Raw genomic sequence first — 21,342 nt, 5'->3', positions numbered from 1 at the left:
GAATGATTTGAATAGAGGTGAATATAATGACGGGAAAAAAGCTTCATCCTTCCGTCGAAAAATTCAAGGGGTTCGTAAAAAAACATCCCAAAATGATTCAAGCTGTTAGGAGCGGAAAGGAAAACTGGCAGGAATTATATGAAGATTGGTATTTGCTTGGAGAAGAAGATGCACGCTTCAACAAGTTCCGTGAAGAAAATGAAGTGAAAGAAGAAAAGACAAAAACGGATACCCAATGGATCAGCCAAATAGGAAATATGATTAAAAATATGGATGCCGACCAAATGCAGCAGCATATCAATCAACTCAGCCAAGCGATAGGTAGCATCCAAGGTGTTTTATCTCAGTTCCAGGGAGGGAAAGGAAGCGGCAGTGCACCAGTCAGGGATTCAAAGCCAAATAATCCATTTTCATTTCGAAAAGATTAGAAATCAGGTGAAAAGATGAGGGCAGAAATCATTGAATATATTTACGAAAAACAAGATCTAAAAGAATTTATCCGGGAACAGCCAATGTGGTATCGAACATTGACCAGAAATCCGAATCACATAGAAAAACTTGAGATTGCTTCGTTGAATTATTATAAAAAAACGATCCCGCATCAAGTCGAAAGGTTTTCAAATGGGCTGCAAATGGCATCGATGATGATGCATATGTTTCAGGCGATGAATACACAGGATTGAAAAAGAGCATGAATTGAATGCATGCTCTTTTGTTTTGGCAATATTATTATTTCACCTTTGTATGAGTAAAAATTGGCATTACAGCAAAACCTATCATACAAGGAGTGATACAAAATGATAAGAATAGCCTTACTTTTGTCCGTTATGCTATTGGGAGGCTGTCAATCCTACATACCTGAAAAACATGGGGAAATCAATGCTAAAGCACAGACAGTCTCACAATCTTCCGCCAAAAAAATGAATGTAAAACACGTGGTCAGAGGAAAAGATGTATTTGTAGAATGTGTAATTTCCAGCATATCATTAAACGGAAAAAATCCTGCAAAAATTGCCGTGTATGTAGATGGCAGACTCAATGGAGATTATCAAACCGCTGCATTCATCATCAAAGGATTGCCAAAAGGGGTTCACCACATTAAATTGGATTTGGTTAATTCCAATCATAGCCGCTATGGGGTAAGTAAGGATTTCTATGTAACTATTCAGTGAGTTACTATTCGCCTACATTAACAAAACATGTTAAAATATAGGTGGAGGTGAGCGATTGTGCTTGCTACAACACCTGAGAAACTTGAATTATTAGCAAATGCTGAACAACTTTCACGAATGATTCTAGAGTCAGATATCGCCGAAAACTATCGTATCTGTCTTTATCATATGAGGAAAAATAAAGATACACAGGATAAGATAAAAAAATTCTCAAGTCTGAAGGGACATTATGAGGATGCTCAGCGATTCGGGAAATATCATCCAGACTACAAGCGAATCATGAAAGAAGTAAGGGAAGCCAAGCGTGACATGGACATGGATGATTGCGTAGCAGAATTCAGGAAAGCCGAAACAGATCTACAGAATTTATTGGATCAAATCAGTGTTGTTATTGGAAGATCAGTATCTGAACATATCAAAGTACCTACCGGAAATCCATTTTTTGATTCTGCCTGCAGCGGCGGTTGTGGATCTGGCGGGAGCTGTGGCTGTTCCGCATAAAACAAGGGAATGTGCTTTGGTCTCCATGCAGGGAGTAAATTATTTATTTACTGCAGCATGGATGGCCAGGCACATTCATTTTTTGTGAGGAGTTTCAGTGCCAGAAAAGATTTGGTTTTAGCCGGACACAATCATTGCACATATTGCCGCAGCAAAACATTTTTTCCTGAGGTACATAGAAGCGGTGGCGATAAACATGCAGGCTTTCTTCCTTTCTGACAAAAATGGTTTCACACTTTAGCTGTTTTCCTTTCATAGCTTGTGCAGAGGCTTTTTTGACAACATGTTCGACATGATGTGGGTTTTCCGGTGATTGTATATAAATGAAAGGGATCCCGGCAATCTTTTTCCATACGGCCCTTGTGATTGTATCTTCTTCATTCATTATTTGGATAAATTTATTCCAAATGTTTTCGATATCCATAATGACCACACCTTATTTTTGACTATTTGATCTGTTGCGAACGTGAAGAGACATGTGCTAGACTTAATCATACATATTGTAAATTTAAGGGGAAAATGAAATGCAAACAGAGAGACAAGGGATTATCGTTTGGTTGTATAATTTGAAGCATGCAAAGTCATTGCGACGATTTGGCAATGTGCACTACATTTCCAAAAAAATGAAATATGCAGTTGTATATATGAATCAACCTGATGTCGAAGCAGCAATGGACAAGCTAAGCTCCCTTGCGTTCGTCAAGAAAGTAGAACCATCATACAAACCGTTCGTTCGGACAGAATATGAAAATTCCAAGCCAGATAAAGCAAAAGAATATGATTATAAAATCGGTATTTAACAGGTGACGCATTCACCTGTTTTTATTTTGGTCTATTGTTCCCTTAAAAATCTAACATTACGAACAGGATGGAGGAGAAAGGCAGCCCTCCATCAATGTATCGTCTCTCTATTTCATCGGTGGGATGAGGTGGTTCAGTCTTAGTATGCCTATTAAGTATTGGTAGTAAAGTTCTTTTTCATTGAAGGTGGTGGATGGTTTGACATCCATTTCAATTACTTTACCGTTCAGTTCAGATGCAGTTGCTTTGAAAAGGTCGAATCGCTTGTTAGGGATCACATTTGGATTTGGGATTCCTTCCCGGCAAATGTACAAGGGCTGAAAGTCTCCTGGATTGGTCGGAGTAAGCACGACAGTCAAAGATGTGACTGCTTTGCCATTGATCATAGTGTGGAATGCAAGCATTTGGGAGAGGCGATGCTTGTTTGCTTTGGCGATTTCAAACAGCTCGTATAAATCAGAATATCCTTCGCCTAATTCGATAAATCGTTGGATCATGTCATTTCCTCCTAAAATCTTCATCAATTCTCAATCAAAGATACTCTACCATTCCTCAATGGAAAAGAGAAGGATCCATCAAGATTTTCATATAGATTTTTGCTCGATTTTGGTATGGTAATAGTAAGGAAGAAAAAGGAGAAGTTTCATGGCAAGGAAAATATTGATTATAGGTTTTCTGCTTTTGCTCGTAATCTTGTCTGCTTTGTCCCTGCAGTGGAATCGGTTTTCAGACAAGGAAGCTCCATCTGGATCGAGTGTGGATGGCAGGCAGGAAATAACCATCGTTCACCAAAAAAATACATTTCAAATAAAACAGACTGTTTATCTACCAAAGGGAACATACAACCTTCACATTCCGCCAAAAACCGAGCTATCTTCATGCGTGACAGCAGAGGAAGCTGAATGCGATTGGACGAAGCGGAACAATTCGCTACAAAAGGAAGAAGGGCCAATTACATTGGAATATAAGACTATGGCCGGCCGTATTAATGATCATTATTTTGCATCACAATGGGCAATTAAATTAGAAGATGTCAAGATGGTTGATACGAAGATTAATTTTGCAGAACAAACGCTTCGAAATGGAGAATGGTTTTCCTCCGGGCAAAGGATTGCAATGAAGGGGTTGAAGCTGGTCGATTATTATAAATTTGAGTCACAAGGGGGTGCACCGCCGCTTTATTGGGAAAAAGGAACCTGGAAAAAAAAGAAGCTGGATGAATTATATACGATTTATTATCAGGGGGATGCTAATAAAGATTTCGGTAAATTGAAGGAATTGGACTTTCCCTATGAGCAAAATCCCATCAATATCATTGTATCCAAACAAAATCAGCACATTTCAAGCAAGGATTTTTATGTGATCAATCAAGAGAAGCAATTAACCAGCATAATTCCACTTTCCATTAAGGAGTCGATTATCCAACATGCTCACTTTGAGCCGGATCAGCGATGGTATGCTGATGTTGTAGCATCATTGGTGACAAAGACGGCAATCGGCTCAGTCCATAGTATCAGTATGTTTCATAAACTGGATGGTTTTATGCGCCCGAAAGAACAAAATACGTTTATTTCCGGATTTTATCGTTTAAAAGGTGTCGTAAGTGCAGAAAAGCTCGATCAACTTTTGAGCAGGGCAAAAGGGTATCCAATACATTTCTTTAAATTAAATAAAATTGAGAAAGAAAGCTACCGTAACCTTATTGCATATGATGAACGGCCGGTCCGGTTTCATGGGAGTCCGCTGCATGGAGTGGAATGCATCTATGACGATGGAAAAATGCTGTTTCCTGCAGCCATGGTTTTTAAGGGGTTGGGGTTTACTGTGAAAAATAATTCCGATGATCATGAATGGATGATTATAAAGGGAGAGGAACATGTTCGTTTGTCCGAAACCGGGAATTTTCTTTATATTAATGGAGAAAAGTATGGAATGCTCACCAATCCTTTCGTTCACATTAATCAGTCTGTCTATATCGATGAAGGCTGGCTGAAAAAAATATTCCATCTATCAATTGATAAAAGAGAAAACAGCATAGTCATTTCAGAACAATAAAAAAACCTGCAGAAATATTTCTGCAGGGTCCTTCCATTTCCTAATTATTAGGAATGAAGGCAAAGGGAGAGGAGAAACCGGAGGAAGAACTTATGGGGAAACGTAAGTCTTCTCCGCGGTTGGCAACAACATCCGATTGATGTTGTTATTCACATTATCACCAATGTGGATAGGAATATACATGATTATCCAAACTTCGATTCCATTTCCTATCATTCAGCATTTGTTTGCTGGCTTGTCGATTTTTTTTGTGATAGGATAAGGAAGAAATCTTGAAACTACAGTGGTGAATAACGTGAGAGTCATATCTGGAACATGCAAAGGACGACCGTTGAAATCGGTCTCTGGAAATCAAACAAGACCAACGACAGATAAAGTGAAAGAATCGATCTTTAATATGATCGGGCCATACTTCGAAGGTGGACATGGCCTGGATTTGTTCGCAGGAAGCGGCGGGCTGGGAATCGAAGCATTGAGCAGAGGATTTGAGCATGTCATTTTTGTCGATCGGGACAATAAAGCATTTCAAACAATCAGGACGAATATTGGACTGTGCGGATTCGAAGAATGCAGTGAAGTCTATAAAAATGACGCTGAAAGAGCTTTACGGGCAGTGGTTAAGAGAGAAATCGCTTTTGATGGGATATTTTTGGATCCTCCATATAAAAAGCAGCAGCTTACCAAAATATTAAGCAGCATCAGCAAACATAATTTATTAAATGAAAACGGATACATAGTGTGTGAACACAGTTCGGATATCATCCTGCCTCGGGAAATAGATGGTCTGAAAATGATCAGGAATGAAACATATGGATTGATAGGCGTATCCATTTATACACTAGCGAAGACGTTGATGGAGGGAAAAGATTAATGGCGAGCATTGCAGTTTGTCCCGGGAGTTTTGATCCAATTACTTTTGGACACCTCGATATCATTCGGCGCGGGGCGAAGGTGTTTGATCAAGTCTATGTGACGGTATTGAACAATTCTTCCAAGACGGCCCTGTTTACACCTGAAGAAAGGATTCAATTAATCCACGAAGTGACCAAGGACATTCCGAATGTGAAAGTGGATTCCTTTCAGGGATTGTTAATAGAATATGCAAAAAAGGTAGGAGCCAGCGCAATCATAAGGGGCTTGAGGGCCGTATCCGATTTTGAATATGAGATGCAGATCACTTCAATGAACAGAGTGCTGAATGAAGATATTGAAACATTTTTCATCATGACAAATAACCAGTATTCATTCCTGAGCTCCAGTATCGTTAAAGAAGTGGCAAAGTATGATGGGAATATTTCAGAACTCGTCCCTAAACCGGTGGAAGCAGCTTTAAAGAAAAAATATTTCGGATAACCAAACGGATCGGCGCTTTGACGTTCTTTCCAACAAGAAGGCAAGAGGAATCCAGAGAAAATTCTCGCGATTCCTTTTGTTTTTTTTTATGGTTGTTTCTTATAACTATTGTTGATTAAAAATGGCTCTATTCATAAAGTTTTTTGCTATTCATTAAAGGTTGATCAAGGTTGATTTCCGCTGCAGGATGCTCGCTTTCCGAGGGGCCTCACACGAAGTGAGGTCGTTCGATGTTGGCACATGGATTGCCGAACTCTCATTCCCCCTCGCTTCGCCTGAAGGGGTCTCCCGCTTCGATGGAATGAGAGTCTGCATCCCGCCGGTTTTTTAATGGATAAAAATCTTTCTAGTATATAGGATTATATACAGGACCAGCGCTCCAATGGTAATCATCGGGCCAAAATGTATGAAGAATTCAAGGGCATCCTTCCATAACCTGCTTTCTGAATGAAGGAATACAGGCGTGGAATACGAGGGGATGCCGGTGCTGTAAAACCTTTCGAAAAGTGGTTTCCACATTAAAAAGGTCAAACAGGCAGCGGAAAATCCATGAAGGATTCTGGCTGCAAAAAATGGCTTAAACCGAATATCAGTATTGGCCAAAATACTGGCTACCTGGGCCTGAACGCTGAAGCCGCTGAATCCAAGAATGAAGCTGACGGTCATGGCTTGCTGCATAAGGTTTGCTGCTTCTGCTTGACTGGTCATTTTGCTTCCTAAGGTGATTTCGAACAAGCCGGAAATAAAGGGAATGCCCAAGGCTTCTGGAAAATCGATCATATGAAAAAATCCGTTAATGAAAATGCTGATGAAAGAAGTGATATGTAAAAAGAATAGTAGTTTGTTAATGACTGAAAACAGGATGATGAAACCACCGATCATCAACAGAGTCTGTATCGAGGATACGACAGCATCCCCAAGAATTTTCCCGATTGGCCGTTCTTCTTTGATCCTCGTTTGATGGAGTGATGAAAATGCTGCCCGGATGGAGGGTTTTTTCTTTCTTTCCGGCTTTGATCCTGTTTGCTCTCTTCCATAAAACCGCATGAACAATCCTACTGTAAAATTCCCCAGGTAGTGGGAAAGGGCTAGGATGACCCCAAGGTTCGGATTGTAGAAAAATCCAACTGAGACAGCCCCAAAAATGAATAGTGGATTCGATGAATTTGTAAAACAGACAAGGCGTTCCGCTTCTATCCTTGTTAGCTGGCCCTCTTTGCGAAGCCGCGCTGTCAGGTTCGCTCCTGAGGGGAAGCCTGTTGCCATACCCATCGCCCATACGAAGCCACCGACGCCTGGAACTTTGAACAATGGGCGCATGAATGGTTCGAGCAGTACCCCAATGAACTTCACCACCCCGAATCCTATAAGCATTTCTGATATGATAAAGAACGGCAATAAAGATGGAAAAACGATTTCCCACCACATATTCAGACCGCGGATGGAAGCCTCGAAGGATTCCTCCGGATATACAATCATCGAAATTGCCATGATTGTTATGGCAGCTGCCAGGATAAGCGTTTTGATTTTTGAAAGCACCAAACTTTTTCCTCCTCTTGCCGCATGCAATTAAGTGAAACATCAGGACATCAATGATACAATGAAAGGGAGAATGAAATGACCTTGTCCTTATATTTCAATATACTCATAGACTTGAAAATTAGACCATATGATGAATGGTGAGATACTGTACGAGCTTAATTCGACTGCATTTGAAAAGGGGGAACGGCTTTGAAAAAGCCGAAGATTGGTTTGGCTCTTGGTTCTGGGGGAGCTAGAGGTTTCGCCCATTTGGGGGTCATGAAGGCTTTCCAGGAACATAATATCGGAATAGATTTAATCGCCGGGAGCAGTATGGGTGCGCTGGTAGCCTGTTTTTATGGGATCGGCCACGATATGGAGCAGCTCTACAAACTATCGACTGCATTTAAACGGAAGTTTTATCTCGACTTCACTGTCCCCAAAATGGGCTTTATCGCAGGAAATAGGATTAAAGAATTCATTAGATTATTTACACATGGCAAGAATATTGAAGATTTACGCATCCCGACAGCTGTAGTCGCAACAGATTTGACGAATGGCGAGAAAGTTGTTTTCAAGAAAGGATTGATCGCCGATGCAGTTAGGGCGAGTATATCCATACCCGGGATTTTTGTCCCTGAAAAAATTGATGGGAAGCTGCTTGTAGATGGAGGGGTTGTCGATCGTGTTCCCGTTTCGGTCGTAAAAGAAATGGGGGCTGACATCATCATTGCGGTGGATGTGTCAAATGTTAAACCTAATGCAGAAATATCCACGATCTATGATGTCATCATGCAAAGCATCGATATTATGCAAATGGAACTCGTGGCCAACCGTGAGGTCGAGTCCGATATCATGATTCGTCCTCCCGTGGAAAAATTTAGTACAAGGGCATTCACCAATATAGAAGAAATCATCAAGATCGGCGAAGAAACAGCACTTAAAATGCTGCCGGCCATCATAGCTGCGATTGAGGAATGGAAGGAGTCCAACAAAGATGTCTAAGAAGATCAGCTTTAGAATTGCCGTTTTTTTGGCCTTGGTATTTGCAGTGGCATCATTTATACATTTGCCTTATTATGTAACGAAACCAGGGATGGCACACGAGCTGGAACCGATTGTCCATGTAGATAATGGATATGGGGAAAAAGGATCGTTGATGCTTACGACAGTGAGGATGGGACAGGCAAATATATACTCGTATCTCATTGCGAAAGTTAAGGATTTTGAAGAGATCATCCCCATCGATGATGTAAGGGGAAAGGAAGAGACAGAACAGGAATTCAATGTCCGTCAGCTATATTATATGGAGAACTCCAAGCATAACGCAGTCCAGATAGCCTACAAAAAAGCAAATAAGCCTTATCATTTTGACTACAGGGGCGTCTATGTATTGGATGTTTATCCAGATATGCCTGCAGCAAAGGTTTTGCATGCCGGTGATCGCATTACGAAAGTTGATGGAAAAGCATTTGAGTCTTCTTCTCAATTCATTGACTATGTAAAACAAAAAAAAGCAGGCGATTCAATAGCCGTTACATATATTCATAATCAAAAGCAACATACTGCTCCCATCAAGCTGGCTCAATTCAAAGGTGGAGAAAATGTCAGCGGCAAGGTAGGAATGGGGATCGGCCTCGTCGATGATCGTGAATTGATTTCAGTCCCTGACGTTAAACTTAAGACTGAAAATATCGGTGGCCCTTCTGCAGGATTGATGTTCAGCCTTGAAATCTACAATCAGTTGACCAAGGCGGATTTAACAAAAGGCTATCAGATAGCGGGTACCGGAACCATTTCTCCGGAAGGAAATGTCGGAAGAATCGGAGGCATCCAGCTAAAGGTTATTGCAGCTGACCAAAAAGGGGCTGAAATCTTTTTTGCACCGGATGATGAACTCCCAGCCGACGTGAAAAAGGAGCATCCGGAGCTTAAATCCAATTATCAGGAAGCATTGGAAGCAGCGAAGGAAATCGGAACAAAGATGAAGATTGTGCCCGTCAAGTCATTTGATGATGCGGTCAATTATTTGAAGAAGCTCCCATCCAAATAAATCACTAAAAGAGGCTGAAAAAAAGGATTTTAGTTGAAGAAAAACCCGAACAATATTCAAATTCTTTTATTAGAATTCGAATTTGTTCGGGATTTTTTATAGGTTTTGTTAAAGCATGTTTGTTGTTTTCAGCTTATTCTAACTGTTGAATGGAGTGCAAGACGAAGCCTCCGGAGGCCACAAGCCCGCCCCGCGGAATGCGGAGCCATGCCTGGGAATCATCAGCGGTGTAATAACAGGTCCTAAATATAAGATTTATGAAATATTGTTCGCCTGATTAAAATGATTTAGTTATTTATGCCCCAACCTTTTTTTTGAGTGATTAGAGTTGAATGGGAGGCTGTGAGTACTCCATTTTCATCAATTTCGCTTTATATGGCTCCGGCAGTCCTTGAGCGTACACATTTGATGCTCTTATATCTAGATGTATATCTTCTTGTTTTGCAGAAGACAGTTTTGAAATCATTGGCAGAGAAAGCTCTTTTTTTACCATGCCAAGATATTTCCTGCCTTTTTCATTCATCCCCAGAAGTCGGATATAGGAAGGCTTGTGACAATGGGAAATCATTTGTTCCTTTGTCGTATTCGTAAGGACATGAAGCACCATCCGTTGAATCCTGGTCCAGGTATATCTCTTCGTCTTCACCTTGGTCATGAACTCTTGAAAGGAGGATGCTAGTTGTGCTGCTTCCTTCAATCGGTGTTCAATTCCTTCTTCGATTTCGTATATATTGGCCAGTTCATCGAGGGATGCAGATATCAATCGATACTGGAGAAGTGGCCAATATCTTTCCCATTGGTGAAAGATAGTGAATTCTTTGTGGTAGGAAATCAGTTCCTCTATAGTCGATTCTGGAACATATTGTCTGATCACATCCTGTTGAAAGCCCTCAGAAAATAGGGCTTTCCGGATGCTGGTGGCACTTGCTATGGTAGCGGAAGAAAAATCCTCATCGTGATAGTCTGCATTTTTTCTTTGAATGGTAAATGCCTTCATCGCTGTGCCAATCTCCCGAGCTGCTTTCATATAGTGATATCCCAGGATGTTATTGGGGGTGGTCAGGTCAACGTGGCCTTCGCCGGTCAATCCAAGAGAAGCGATTGCCTTTGATACAGATGAGGGATAGCTCATGCCTTCCTTTATATTTTCTTTAATTAGACTATTCATTCGGTCTTCCGATCTTTCCAGCTTTTCGATTGTATGGGTAAAGGCACCGATATCGCCGGATTCACTTCCAAAACAGTATGATTGACAATGCATGGCGTCTAAAAGGCAGATTGAACCGAAAGCAAAGGTTTCGGCTTTTTGAGTTGCAAATGCATAGGGAAGCTCTATGACAATATCAACCCCAGATCTTAAAGCCATCTTGGCTCTCGACCACTTTGATACAAGCGCAGGCTCTCCCCTTTGCAGGAAGTTTCCGCTCATCACAGCAATTGCTGCATCTGCATTTGTCTTCATTTTGGATATCTCTAAATGATGCAGATGCCCATTATGAAATGGATTGTATTCAACAATTACCCCCATACTTTTCACTGAACAACTCTCCTTTTTTCCTTGGATTTTCTATTACGAGTTTTTTGAAAGGGAATCAATAATAAGGCAGTTGATTCTAGCGGGCATCCTTCCGGAAAAAAACTTGTCCAGCCTCTGATGAATAGCAACAAGCCTTTCCGAGAGGATGATTTCTCTAAGCATTTTGGATAATGTATGTATGATAAGTGTAAATGAAATACTAGCGTTATAGCAATTTGATTGTTGATGCAATTCTTGTATCAGTTTATCCTAAGTTTTGTGGTGTTGCTAGAAATGAAAAATGGTGCTGAAATATAGACGAAATTCTTTTACAATCACGAATTCATTTGCTATCCTAAACTGTAAAGAAAAAATATTGACAAAAGGTAGTAGTAAAAGCTATAATAACCTTTGTTGCCTAGAGGTGATTCCTTATGAAATGGTCAACGATTCAATTGCAAAAATTCAGAGACAAGGGTCTTCATATTGACGAAAATGTTCATATGGCTGAACAATTACAGAAGATGGATCCGCAGATTCGAGATGCAAGTCCAATCCATATAAAGGGAAGGGCGGACATCAGTTCCGAAAAAGTGACGTTCCATTTGAGTATTGACGGTACAATTGTGCTGCCATGTTCAAGAACCCTTGTGGATGTAGATTATCCGATCGATATCCAAACGACTGAAACATTTCTGCTGAAGCCTTCGGACTATGAAAGGCAAGGCGACGAAGAATTGCATCCAATTGAAGGGGAAATGATTGACTTAAACCCTATCATCCAAGAGATTATCTTGCTTGAAGTACCGATGCAAGTATTCAGTGAAGAGGCAAGAGATGATCAAAACCTTCCGTCCGGAAACGATTGGGAAGTGCTGACAGAAGAACAGGCTTTCCAAGAAGAAGTCGAGGATGAGAAGAAAGTAGATCCGCGTCTTGCTGGCTTATCTGATTTTTTTAAGGAAAACAAAGATTCTTAAATGATGGGAAGAACCAGTTCGTTCTGGCCTTCATAACAACATTTACTCTCTTTAAGGAGGTGGGAATAATGGCTGTACCTTTTAGAAGAACTTCTAAAACTGCAAAAAGACAACGCCGTACACACTTTAAATTACAAGTACCTGGTATGGTAGAATGCCCAAACTGCGGTGAAATGAAACTTGCTCACCGTGTTTGTAAAGAGTGCGGAACTTACAAAGGAAAAGAAGTTGTAAGCAAATAATTGCTTATCAATCATTTTCAAAAAATGCGAAGGGTCCAAGTATTTTCGGTTTCCGAAAAACGATGGCTCTTCGCATTTTTTTTAACCTTTTTCATCTGCACTAAAGTCAATGCCGCGATCTCCCTTCGTGTGAGGTCCTTGGGAAAGTGAGCATCCTGCCGCTTCAATCATCATCAAAAGTATGAATTATTTTAAAAAACTTTAAAAACAGTGATCGTTGAGAAAACAGCCATTTAAAAAGAACCTATTAAAAACACATTCATCAATTTTAAAATTTTTCAGGAAGGCTGGGCTGTAATGAGTTCCTACGAAATTGATATAAAACATGGTGGAATCGTTCAATTTATGATTACAAGAAGGGCAAAGAGAAATGCGATCAATTATGAAGTAATGGAGGGGCTTTCCATGGCTATGGATACAGTGCTAAAAGACGATGCCGGAAAAGCCTTGGTTATTACCGGGGAGGGGGAACAAGCTTTCTGTTCGGGCGGCGATTTGGCTGAGTTTCAACACCTGAAATCAGAGCAGGAAGCCTATGGGATGCTTTCAAAGATGGGAGCGATATTATTTCGGTTAACTACCCTTCAAAAACCTACGATTGCCATGTTGAATGGAACGGCGATCGGGGGAGGCTGCGAATTGGCCGCAGCATGCGATTTCCGCATAGCCAAAAAAGGAATCAAGGCTGGTTTTGTTCAAGGAAACTTGGGAATTACGACCGGCTGGGGAGGGGCGTCAATATTGTTTGAAAAAATACTTCCCTCAGATGCACTCAAGATTTTGACAGAGGCCAGGACCTATCCTGCGGAGAGCTTGAAGAGAATTGGCTTTATCCAAGAAGTTGCCGAAAAACTAGATTTGGAAGTTTTACTCGACTTTATAACAGATAAGCAGCCAGATGTACTTTCTGCTTACAAGCAGGCATTGGTCAGCAAATGGCATTCTTCAGACTTGAAGGGAAGGATGAACGAGGAAATCAAAAGGTGCGCCAAACTGTGGGCTTCCGAGGAACACCATAAAGCTGTAGATAGATTTTTGAACAAATAAAGCACTATAAAAAGAGCGGATAGTCTATCTTTTCTATCATCTGCATATGAATGAGTAAATACATTGCAAGGGGGGAATCGATATGACTTCAACTCGCCAGGATGCTTGGTCCCAGGATGAGGATTTGCTGTTGGCTGAAGTGATCCTAAAGCATATCCGGGAAGGGAGTACACAGCTTCATGCCTTTGAGGAAGTTGGGAAAAGATTGTCCAGGACGCCTGCTGCCTGTGGATTTCGTTGGAATTCATATGTAAGGAAACAATACCGGTCCGGAATCGAACTAGCAAAGAAGTATCGAAAAGAATCGAAGCGAAAGAAAAGCAGTACGACGGAAAGTCCATCACCACAATCCGCAAAGGATATCGTTATCCAAGAGAAAACGGAACTTAACCTTAAAGACTTTTTTACTTATGTTGAACAGCTGGAAGCAGACAGGGAGGATGTTCATAAATTCAAGCAGGAAAATGACGAATTGATTTGTGAAATTTCCAACCTAAAAGCACAATTGAATGAACTGGACCTTAACTATAAAAGTCAATTGGAGAAATATCATGAACTGGAAGAGGACTATCGTTCACTTTTAGGGATCATGGAAAAGGCGAGGAAAATGATGGTGCTGGAAGAAAGTGAAAAACAAAAATCGGTCAAGTTTAAAATGGATAAGAACGGAAATCTTCAACGGGTCAATAAATGACATCGAAAATAAAAGGCCGCTCCGATATAAACGGACGGCCTCGTTTATGCATCATTCGCTAGGCTTTTGTTCAGATACCCCTTCTGGATACCATACAAGTGGATTTTCGCCAAGGTCCCTTTCAACATCATAGGTTACTGCTTGGAAGCCTTGTTTTTCCCAGAATCCTTGTGATTTGATCCTTGAGTTTGTTTTGATTGGCAGGCCGAACCCTTTTGCGAAATCGACAAGGGCCTTGCCGTAGCCTTTCAGTTGATAATTTGGCAAAATTTCCAGCTTCCAAAGTTCGAGATAATTTTGAGGCGGGTTGAAATAAAGATCATACCTGCTGTCCCGTTGATATAAACTCATCCTGGCCACCAATTTATCCCCGAAGTAAATTCCGTAGAAAGGCGAAACACTGTCGTTTTCAATGATGTTTGCCTGCAGATCTTCAAGCATCGACAATTCCTGTATGCCATATTCTTTGAATTTCTTAAATTCTTCAAGAGTTTTATAATTTACATTCAAGCGTTCCACTTTTACTGCCAAAATGCTTCTCCCCTTCACCATATTATTTTTCTTCTATAATTTTGGATTGGATTAACCCCATATAGAAAGCACTTTCAATTCTATCAGTAAAAAAAATCTAAAAAGAAAGTGCAGCTGATTGTTTATTTATTATCATTATATAACAAAAAGACAAAAAATTCTGCAGATAAATTAAGGAAGCGTTTTCAAAATAAGAAGGAATTTCGCGATTTTTGTAGAATAGATGAACAAGGAACGGAGTTTTTTTCTGAAATTATCTTTATATGGGCAGGAAAGGGGTCATGACGTGCGCAAAATACTAATTGCGAATAGAGGAGAGATTGCTTCTAGAATCATTAAGACTTGCAGACAAATGGGAATTAAGACAGCAGCGGTGTACTCTGATGCCGATGCAAGTATGCCTTTTGTTAAACAAGCTGATGAGTCCTTCAGAATCGGTGAGGCTCCAGTAAATAAATCCTACTTGAATATGGACGCCATCGTCGAGATTGCCAAAAAGGTGAAGGCGGATGCCATTCACCCTGGATATGGACTTTTATCTGAAAATGCTATGTTTGCAAAAAAAATCATCGATAATAACCTGCAGTTCATCGGTCCAAATCCTGAGGTCATCGAAAAGATGGGCGACAAAATTACTTCAAGGATGGTCATGAAGGAAGCTGGTGTCCCGGTTGTTCCAGGAACCTCTGGAGTAAAAGAAATTGATGAAGCAAAAATTTCCGCAAAAGATATCGGCTATCCGGTCATGTTGAAGGCGAGCGGTGGAGGCGGAGGAATCGGTATGGTTCGCTGTGACGATGAGCAAGCGCTCATTCAGCATTTTTCCTCCACAAAAAATCGTGCCAAGGCTTATTTTGGCAGCGAAGAAGTTTTTCTTGAAAAATGCATCGAGAACGGCAGGCATATTGAAGTTCAGATTTTCGGCGATCTTCACGGAAATACCGTCCATCTATTTGAACGGAATTGCTCGGTTCAGCGAAGAAATCAAAAGGTGATCGAGGAAGCTCGGTCTCCACAATTATCGGCACAGACAAGAGAACGAATGTATAAAGCTGCACTCGATGCTGCAAATGCAGTTGGGTATGTCAATGCAGGGACGGTCGAATTCATAGTGGATGAAAATGAAAACTTTTACTTCCTGGAAATGAACACCCGCCTGCAAGTAGAACATCCTATCACTGAAGCGATCACGGGCCTTGATTTAGTGAAATGGCAAATTTTAATTGCCGGCGGGGAAAAGTTGCCTTTAATGCAGGAAGAAATCGTGGCTAATGGCCATGCACTGGAATTCCGAGTGTATGCAGAGGATCCGAAAACATTCTACCCATCACCCGGGAAAATCACTACATTAAAATGGGGGGAAGACCATTTGGTCAGAATCGATGCTGGCTATGAAGAGGGAACACAGGTGACCCCATTCTATGATCCGATGATCGCAAAATGCATAGTTAGTGGAGAGAACCGCAATGAGTGCATCGAAAGAGCGATTGAGTTTTTTAAAGAAACAAGGCTTGAAGGAATTAAGAATAACATACCGTTATTTAATGATATCCTGCGTCATCCTGATTTCCAGACGGGGGATTATAATACGAATTTCATCAGCCAATTACTATCCATCAAGAAATAATTCAGGAGGAATGAACCATGAAAGAAATTACAGCCTCAATGGCAGGTACAGTATTAAATGTGTTGGCAAACAGTGGTGACGAAGTATCGGAAGGACAAGCAGTCATCATGCTCGAATCAATGAAAATGGAAATCCCGGTTGAAGCTGAAAGCGCTGGAAAAATTTCTGAAGTGAAAGTCAATATCGGTGATTTTGTCAACGAAGGGGACGTATTGATTACATTCGAATAAGCTGTTTGGTCAGCTGGTTCAACTATAAGGAGGGATTCCATGACGGTTTCAAAGACATTAGAACAGTCTCTTAAGGAAAAGCGGGATCAGATTGCTGCCGGCGGTCACCCAAAATACCATGAAAAACTCAAAGAACAAAACAAAATGTTTGTACGGGATCGCCTGCAACTATTGTTTGACAATGGACAATATCAGGAAGATGGGATATTTGCCAATTACAAAGCAGGAGATCTGCCAGCGGACGGAGTGGTTACAGCAACTGGAAAAGTCAATGGACAAACGGTTTGCGTCATGGCCAATGATTCAACTGTAAAGGCAGGTTCTTGGGGAGCAAGGACGGTTGAGAAAATCATCCGCATTCAGGAGACAGCTGAAAAACTGAAAGTTCCCATGTTATATTTAGTTGATTCAGCAGGAGCAAGAATCACCGATCAATTGGAGATGTTTCCAAACCGAAGAGGAGCAGGGAGAATATTTTATAATCAAGTGAAAATGTCCGGAATGGTCCCGCAAATCTGTTTATTGTTCGGACCTTCAGCAGCTGGCGGCGCCTATATTCCAGCTTTTTGCGACATTGTCATCATGGTCGATAAAAATGCATCCATGTATTTAGGTTCTCCAAGGATGGCAGAGAAGGTCATTGGTGAAAAAGTGACACTGGAAGAAATGGGTGGAGCCCGCATGCATTGCTCGGTCAGCGGATGCGGGGATGTACTTGCACAGAATGAAGAAGAGGCCATTCATCGGGCAAGGACATATCTTAGTTATTTTCCTCAAAACTTCAGTGGCAAGCCAAAAGTATGCGAAAGTATTGCTCCAAAAGCCGGTAAGCCGCTTGAAGAAATCATTCCTGAAAATCAAAACGCTCCATTCAATATGTATGATGCGATTGATTCATTGATTGATGAAGGCAGCTTTTTTGAAATCAAAAAATTGTTTGCAGCGGAAATCATTACTGGTTTGGCAAGGATAGATGGAAAGGCTGTAGGGATCATCGCCAATCAGCCTAAAGTGAAAGGCGGAGTGCTCTTTGTGGATTCTGCCGACAAAGCAGCCAAATTCATTGCGCTTTGCGATGCTTTCCACATACCGCTGCTTTTCCTTGCGGATGTTCCTGGGTTCATGATTGGAACTAAGGTCGAAAGAGCGGGAATCATCAGACACGGAGCAAAATTGATAGCTGCCATGAGCTCTGCTACAGTGCCAAAAATCTCCGTGATCGTCAGGAAGGCTTATGGCGCCGGTTTATACGCAATGGCCGGCCCGGCATTTGAACCTGATTGCTGCATTGCACTTCCAACAGCCCAAATTGCTGTAATGGGGCCGGAAGCGGCAGTCAATGCTGTTTATTCCAATAAAATACAAGCGATTGAAGATCCTAAGGAAAAAATTGCTTATGTTCAAGAAAAGCATAAAGAATATAAAGAGCATATCGATATTTATAAATTGGGATCAGAATTGATCGTAGATGAAATCACGGCAGCCAATGATTTAAGGGAGACCTTGATTGCCAGATTCGAACTATATGAAACGAAGGAACTTCATTTCAATACAAGAAAACATCCCGTGTACCCAGTTTAATGAATGGGGCTGTCCAACCGGCAGCCCTTATTTTATTATGGGAGAATTAGCTATTTTTTGATAAAATGGGAACCATACATATTCAAAGAAGAAAAGAAGGGATTATGATGAAAATTGGAGTGATCGGCGGGGGTTCGATCGGCTTATTATTCAGCCACTATCTTTCTGCCAAACATTCATTGACGCTTTTGGCACGAAGAAAAGATCAGGCATTTCAAATCAATGAAAAAGGCATCACGTTAATTCATGATGGTACATCCACAACGATATGCAATATTTCAGCCACAGTCATGTCGGATGCTCTCTCCTCGCAGGATATAATCATCATTGCCGTGAAACAATATAACCTATCTACTCTGCTGCCTATTCTCAATAGCATTCCTCCTGAAATCCCTTTGATTTTCCTGCAAAATGGGCTTGCCCACATAGAACAGATCGATCGATTAAACCAAAAAACAATCATAGTAGGGACAGTCGAACATGGCTGTCAGAAGATTACGGACGCAACCGTGAAGCATAATGGATTCGGCAAAACACTCCTAGCCCCATACAGGGGTGACATCGAGCATATCCGCTGGCTGATTTCTGATTTTAAAGATACGTTTCCTTTTTTGATCCATGGTGATTGGAAAGAGGTTCTCTTTCGCAAATTGATCATAAATGCTGTCATCAATCCTTTGACATCGATTTTAAAAGTAGAAAATGGAGGATTGATAGAAAATCCATACTACTTACATTTAATGATGAGTATTTTGGAAGAATTGCTTCCATTAGTGCCGATGTTGAATGAGGAAAAAATGAAAGCGGATATTTTGAAAATTTGTGAAAATACCAAGGAAAATCGCTCATCCATGCTGAAAGATATAGATGCAGGAAGAAAAACGGAGATTGATGCAATTTTAGGCTATGCCATTGAATTGGGGAAAAAAAGACAGCATTCCATGCCAATATGCAATGTGATGTATGCAATGGTGAAAGGAAAGGAAGCGGATCAGGGGGAAAGCTAATATGGGAACATTTTTATCAGATGTGGCGGCTGCTTTTGTCACAATCCCTTTTTTGGGATATTTGATCGTCTTTATCGTCGTTAAACAAATAACGAAAAATCATAAGCAGGCTGTTCGCTCAGCCATTGATATGACAACTTTGCTCTTATTTATTTCTGTTCATTTTATGATTTCTGCCATATGGGAGCATTCCTATCTCTGGCTGTTGATTATTTTTGCCTTATCCTTGGGGGTCGTTTTCGTTTTCATTTACTGGAAGATGAAAGGGGAGGTAGTCATTTCAAAAGTACTAAGAGGCTATTGGCGCCTTAACTTCATCGTCTTTTTTTTGGCCTATGTTCTCTTGCTCATCTATGGAATCACTTTTAGGGTGGTTGAAGCGGTTTCATTGCAATCATGAAACAATATCGGCAAGTTATGTTTTCAAGCAACATTTTTTCTTTTCTTGTTCGAGAATGCTATACTCAATGAAGAAAAATTATTGCGACGAGAAAGGGAGTACATAAATTTATGGAACTGGAAAATGTTTCGATTCCAGCAGCAAATCGATTTGCATCACAATACTTGCAACAGGAAGAACCTGTTGTAGATTATTTTCATTATAAATTGAACAAAAATGTATACAACGAAAGGTTGCAAGACCTTTTGCAGCGTGAATTCAGACGTAATGAACTTTCAAATTGTATTGGTTCCTATATGAAGAAGTTCCCGGGGTCACCACAAATCAATGAATCTCTGGAAAAGTTGAGACAGCCCGATTCATCAGTGGTCATCGGAGGCCAACAAGCCGGGATTCTCACCGGACCGCTCTATACGATCCATAAAGCCATTTCCATCATAAAGCTTGCTAAGCAGCAGGAAGCTGAATTAGGAACTCCGGTGGTCCCCGTTTTTTGGATCGCCGGGGAAGACCATGACTTCCCTGAGGTTAATCATGTTTTTGTTGAAAAGGAAAAATCACTCAAAAAAATGAGCATAACTTCAGATCAGCTTGAGAAAACGATGGTAACAAATATCGAAGTGGAAAAAGAAAAATTAGAACAATGGGTAAGGAAGGTGTTCGAAGCATTCGGTGAAACAAAGTATACAAAGGATATATTGGGGCTCATCGATGGCGCAATAAATAAATCAAAAACATTTGTGGAGTTTTTTTCATACATTATTGTGGAATTATTTAAATCCTATGGCTTATTATTGATCGACTCCGCTGATCCACAGCTTCGAAGGATGGAAGTGGATCATAATTTACGCGTGCTTCACCAATCCAGCGAAATAACCAATCAGGTGATCGCCCAGCAAAAGATGATGGAAGAGATGGATTTCCCAAAAACCTTAGAGATTGGTGAATATGCTGTTAATTTATTTTATTGTGATGATAATAATGAACGAATCCTTCTGGAATTCAACCCTGAAAAAGAATTCTATTCTGGAAAAAACAGCGAAGTGACCTTCACTAAGAGTGAGCTGCAGGATTTAATCCAAAAAAATCCAGAAAGAATCAGCAACAATGTCGTCACACGTCCACTTATTCAAGAATTCTTGTTTCCTACCCTCGCATTTATAGCAGGGCCCGGGGAAATAGCTTATTGGGCAGAGCTGAAAAAAGTATTTGAACATGTGAACACGAAAATGCCCCCGATTGTTCCACGTCTGAATATAACACTGTTGGATCGTGCCATTGAATCCGAAATAAATGAGCTGCACCTCGATCTTCAAAGAGTATTGAAAGCCGGAACAATTAAGGATAAAGAGCTATTTTGGGACGGTGTAAAAGATGCAAGGATGGAAGAGTTGATGCAGGAAGCTGAGAATTGGCTTACCAATCAATATGAAATGATTGAAAAGAGGGCTTCGCAGCTCGATGCAACGTTAGAAGCATTGACGAAGAAAAATCTATCCTTCCATTTACAGCAGATTTCGTTCTTGAAAAGAAAGACGGACCAAACGATCCAAAGCAAAAATGATGTGATGCTGGACAAATACGATCGAATTGAACGGGCATTGAGACCGAACGGTGCACCTCAGGAGCGGATCTGGAACGTCTTTTATTATATCAATAAATATGGTGCAACATTGATTGACCGATTGTTGGAGCTTGATTATCAATTTGATGGTCTTCATAAAGTCGTAAAATTATAAATGACATATTTTTGAAGGCGTCCCAAATGGGGCGCCTATTTGTTTTGAATTAAATATTTGAGTTGAGTGTATGAGCATCCTTCAGCTGAAATCAACCTTGTACAAACTTAACAAAAGACAAAAAAATAGGCTGTGTTAAAACCTGTAGTTGATTTTAGGCTGTTTCCAGCTGTTGATTGGAGCGTAATTCGTAGACTCCGGCGGGAAAAGCGGAGTCGGGGAGACCCCGCAGCGAAGCGAGGAGGAATTAGGTGGATGTTCGATTAAGTTCGGCATGCCCTCGAAAAATGAC

The 21,342-nt window shown here is 40.8% G+C and carries 25 protein-coding genes; 20 read left to right on the top strand and 5 right to left on the bottom strand.

Translation table 11 applies throughout. The features are described 5' to 3' along the window. Nucleotides 1-26 precede the first annotated feature (26 nt). The 4 genes from D9X91_RS09590 to D9X91_RS09575 all read left to right on the top strand — a co-directional run bounded on the left by D9X91_RS09590 (nucleotide 27) and on the right by D9X91_RS09575 (nucleotide 1,673). Entirely contained in the window at nucleotides 27-428 is a 402-nt protein-coding gene (locus tag D9X91_RS09590) for a YlbD family protein (protein WP_121680387.1), read from the top strand. Between the two features lie 15 nt (nucleotides 429-443). Beyond that, complete coding sequence (locus D9X91_RS09585) at nucleotides 444-683, top strand: YlbE-like family protein (protein ID WP_121680386.1); 240 nt, start codon at nucleotides 444-446, stop codon at nucleotides 681-683. Between the two features lie 114 nt (nucleotides 684-797). After that, complete coding sequence (locus tag D9X91_RS09580) at nucleotides 798-1,172, top strand: hypothetical protein (RefSeq protein WP_121680385.1); 375 nt, start codon at nucleotides 798-800, stop codon at nucleotides 1,170-1,172. A 57-nt stretch (nucleotides 1,173-1,229) separates the two neighbouring features. Beyond that, nucleotides 1,230-1,673 carry a YlbF family regulator gene (locus D9X91_RS09575; protein WP_121680384.1) on the top strand — a complete coding sequence of 148 codons (444 nt, stop codon included), beginning with the start codon at nucleotides 1,230-1,232 and terminating at the stop codon, nucleotides 1,671-1,673. Between the two features lie 94 nt (nucleotides 1,674-1,767). Here D9X91_RS09575 and D9X91_RS09570 read toward each other — a convergent pair whose 3' ends face one another. Continuing rightward, nucleotides 1,768-2,097 (bottom strand): hypothetical protein, encoded by a 330-nt coding sequence (locus tag D9X91_RS09570; RefSeq protein ID WP_121680383.1) that lies wholly within the window; start codon nucleotides 2,095-2,097, stop codon nucleotides 1,768-1,770. 100 nt (nucleotides 2,098-2,197) lie between these two features. Here D9X91_RS09570 and D9X91_RS09565 point away from each other — a divergent pair, with 100 nt between their 5' ends. After that, a complete protein-coding gene (locus D9X91_RS09565; protein WP_121680382.1) occupies nucleotides 2,198-2,473 on the top strand; it encodes a YlbG family protein in 276 nt (91 codons plus the stop codon). A 108-nt stretch (nucleotides 2,474-2,581) separates the two neighbouring features. Here the strand turns inward: D9X91_RS09565 and D9X91_RS09560 are convergent, their stop codons facing one another. Continuing rightward, nucleotides 2,582-2,971: a DUF7147 family protein gene (locus D9X91_RS09560; RefSeq protein ID WP_121680381.1), complete on the bottom strand. Its 390-nt coding sequence runs from the start codon at nucleotides 2,969-2,971 to the stop codon at nucleotides 2,582-2,584. Between the two features lie 148 nt (nucleotides 2,972-3,119). On the opposite strand from D9X91_RS09560, the gene D9X91_RS09555 reads away from it, so the two are divergent. The 3 genes from D9X91_RS09555 to coaD all read left to right on the top strand — a co-directional run bounded on the left by D9X91_RS09555 (nucleotide 3,120) and on the right by coaD (nucleotide 5,882). Beyond that, the gene (locus D9X91_RS09555) at nucleotides 3,120-4,529 is read left to right on the top strand and encodes a stalk domain-containing protein (protein ID WP_121680380.1); all 1,410 of its coding nucleotides are present in this window, start codon (nucleotides 3,120-3,122) and stop codon (nucleotides 4,527-4,529) included. 295 nt (nucleotides 4,530-4,824) lie between these two features. Then, nucleotides 4,825-5,400: a 16S rRNA (guanine(966)-N(2))-methyltransferase RsmD gene (rsmD, locus tag D9X91_RS09550; protein ID WP_121680379.1), complete on the top strand. Its 576-nt coding sequence runs from the start codon at nucleotides 4,825-4,827 to the stop codon at nucleotides 5,398-5,400. Then, the gene (gene coaD / locus D9X91_RS09545) at nucleotides 5,400-5,882 is read left to right on the top strand and encodes a pantetheine-phosphate adenylyltransferase (protein WP_121680378.1); all 483 of its coding nucleotides are present in this window, start codon (nucleotides 5,400-5,402) and stop codon (nucleotides 5,880-5,882) included. Before rsmD ends, coaD begins: the two co-directional genes overlap by 1 nt. 327 nt (nucleotides 5,883-6,209) lie before the next feature. On the opposite strand, the gene ylbJ is transcribed toward coaD, so the two are convergent. Beyond that, nucleotides 6,210-7,424 carry a sporulation integral membrane protein YlbJ gene (gene ylbJ / locus D9X91_RS09540; protein ID WP_121680377.1) on the bottom strand — a complete coding sequence of 405 codons (1,215 nt, stop codon included), beginning with the start codon at nucleotides 7,422-7,424 and terminating at the stop codon, nucleotides 6,210-6,212. Between the two features lie 189 nt (nucleotides 7,425-7,613). Between ylbJ and D9X91_RS09535 the strand changes: the two genes are divergently transcribed. Both D9X91_RS09535 and D9X91_RS09530 read left to right on the top strand, forming a co-directional pair. Further along, entirely contained in the window at nucleotides 7,614-8,408 is a 795-nt protein-coding gene (locus D9X91_RS09535) for a patatin-like phospholipase family protein (protein ID WP_121680376.1), read from the top strand. After that, on the top strand, nucleotides 8,401-9,456 hold the full coding sequence (locus D9X91_RS09530; RefSeq protein ID WP_121680375.1) for a SepM family pheromone-processing serine protease: 1,056 nt from the start codon (nucleotides 8,401-8,403) through the stop codon (nucleotides 9,454-9,456). Before D9X91_RS09535 ends, D9X91_RS09530 begins: the two co-directional genes overlap by 8 nt. A 322-nt stretch (nucleotides 9,457-9,778) precedes the next feature. Here the strand turns inward: D9X91_RS09530 and D9X91_RS09525 are convergent, their stop codons facing one another. Continuing rightward, on the bottom strand, nucleotides 9,779-10,984 hold the full coding sequence (locus D9X91_RS09525; RefSeq protein WP_325050513.1) for a nucleotidyltransferase: 1,206 nt from the start codon (nucleotides 10,982-10,984) through the stop codon (nucleotides 9,779-9,781). Between the two features lie 422 nt (nucleotides 10,985-11,406). On the opposite strand from D9X91_RS09525, the gene D9X91_RS09520 reads away from it, so the two are divergent. From D9X91_RS09520 to D9X91_RS09505, 4 genes are all read left to right on the top strand, one after another. Then, on the top strand, nucleotides 11,407-11,952 hold the full coding sequence (locus D9X91_RS09520) for a YceD family protein (protein ID WP_121680373.1): 546 nt from the start codon (nucleotides 11,407-11,409) through the stop codon (nucleotides 11,950-11,952). Nucleotides 11,953-12,020: 68 nt separating this feature from the next. Then, on the top strand, nucleotides 12,021-12,194 hold the full coding sequence (gene rpmF, locus D9X91_RS09515; RefSeq protein ID WP_121680372.1) for a 50S ribosomal protein L32: 174 nt from the start codon (nucleotides 12,021-12,023) through the stop codon (nucleotides 12,192-12,194). A gap of 297 nt (nucleotides 12,195-12,491) precedes the next feature. Then, complete coding sequence (locus D9X91_RS09510; protein WP_121680371.1) at nucleotides 12,492-13,241, top strand: enoyl-CoA hydratase/isomerase family protein; 750 nt, start codon at nucleotides 12,492-12,494, stop codon at nucleotides 13,239-13,241. Nucleotides 13,242-13,323: 82 nt separating this feature from the next. Beyond that, complete coding sequence (locus D9X91_RS09505; protein WP_121680370.1) at nucleotides 13,324-13,935, top strand: RsfA family transcriptional regulator; 612 nt, start codon at nucleotides 13,324-13,326, stop codon at nucleotides 13,933-13,935. A 51-nt stretch (nucleotides 13,936-13,986) separates the two neighbouring features. On the opposite strand, the gene D9X91_RS09500 is transcribed toward D9X91_RS09505, so the two are convergent. After that, nucleotides 13,987-14,466 (bottom strand): N-acetyltransferase, encoded by a 480-nt coding sequence (locus tag D9X91_RS09500; protein WP_121680461.1) that lies wholly within the window; start codon nucleotides 14,464-14,466, stop codon nucleotides 13,987-13,989. A gap of 286 nt (nucleotides 14,467-14,752) precedes the next feature. On the opposite strand from D9X91_RS09500, the gene D9X91_RS09495 reads away from it, so the two are divergent. The 6 genes from D9X91_RS09495 (at nucleotide 14,753) to bshC (ending at nucleotide 21,050) form a co-directional block, all read left to right on the top strand. Next, entirely contained in the window at nucleotides 14,753-16,093 is a 1,341-nt protein-coding gene (locus tag D9X91_RS09495; RefSeq protein ID WP_121680369.1) for an acetyl-CoA carboxylase biotin carboxylase subunit, read from the top strand. Nucleotides 16,094-16,110: 17 nt separating this feature from the next. Then, entirely contained in the window at nucleotides 16,111-16,323 is a 213-nt protein-coding gene (locus D9X91_RS09490) for an acetyl-CoA carboxylase biotin carboxyl carrier protein subunit (RefSeq protein WP_121680368.1), read from the top strand. Nucleotides 16,324-16,362: 39 nt separating this feature from the next. Then, complete coding sequence (locus tag D9X91_RS09485; RefSeq protein ID WP_121680367.1) at nucleotides 16,363-17,904, top strand: acyl-CoA carboxylase subunit beta; 1,542 nt, start codon at nucleotides 16,363-16,365, stop codon at nucleotides 17,902-17,904. 107 nt (nucleotides 17,905-18,011) lie between these two features. Further along, nucleotides 18,012-18,911 (top strand): 2-dehydropantoate 2-reductase, encoded by a 900-nt coding sequence (locus D9X91_RS09480; RefSeq protein ID WP_158598273.1) that lies wholly within the window; start codon nucleotides 18,012-18,014, stop codon nucleotides 18,909-18,911. A gap of 1 nt (nucleotide 18,912) precedes the next feature. Further along, nucleotides 18,913-19,311: a DUF3397 domain-containing protein gene (locus D9X91_RS09475; protein WP_121680365.1), complete on the top strand. Its 399-nt coding sequence runs from the start codon at nucleotides 18,913-18,915 to the stop codon at nucleotides 19,309-19,311. A 110-nt stretch (nucleotides 19,312-19,421) separates the two neighbouring features. Then, nucleotides 19,422-21,050 carry a bacillithiol biosynthesis cysteine-adding enzyme BshC gene (gene bshC / locus D9X91_RS09470; protein ID WP_121680364.1) on the top strand — a complete coding sequence of 543 codons (1,629 nt, stop codon included), beginning with the start codon at nucleotides 19,422-19,424 and terminating at the stop codon, nucleotides 21,048-21,050. Nucleotides 21,051-21,342: the final 292 nt, after the last annotated feature.

The organism is Falsibacillus albus (assembly GCF_003668575.1).
Taxonomy (GTDB): Bacteria; Bacillota; Bacilli; order Bacillales; family DSM-25281; genus Falsibacillus; species Falsibacillus albus.
This window is presented reverse-complemented; position numbering and strand designations above follow the sequence as displayed.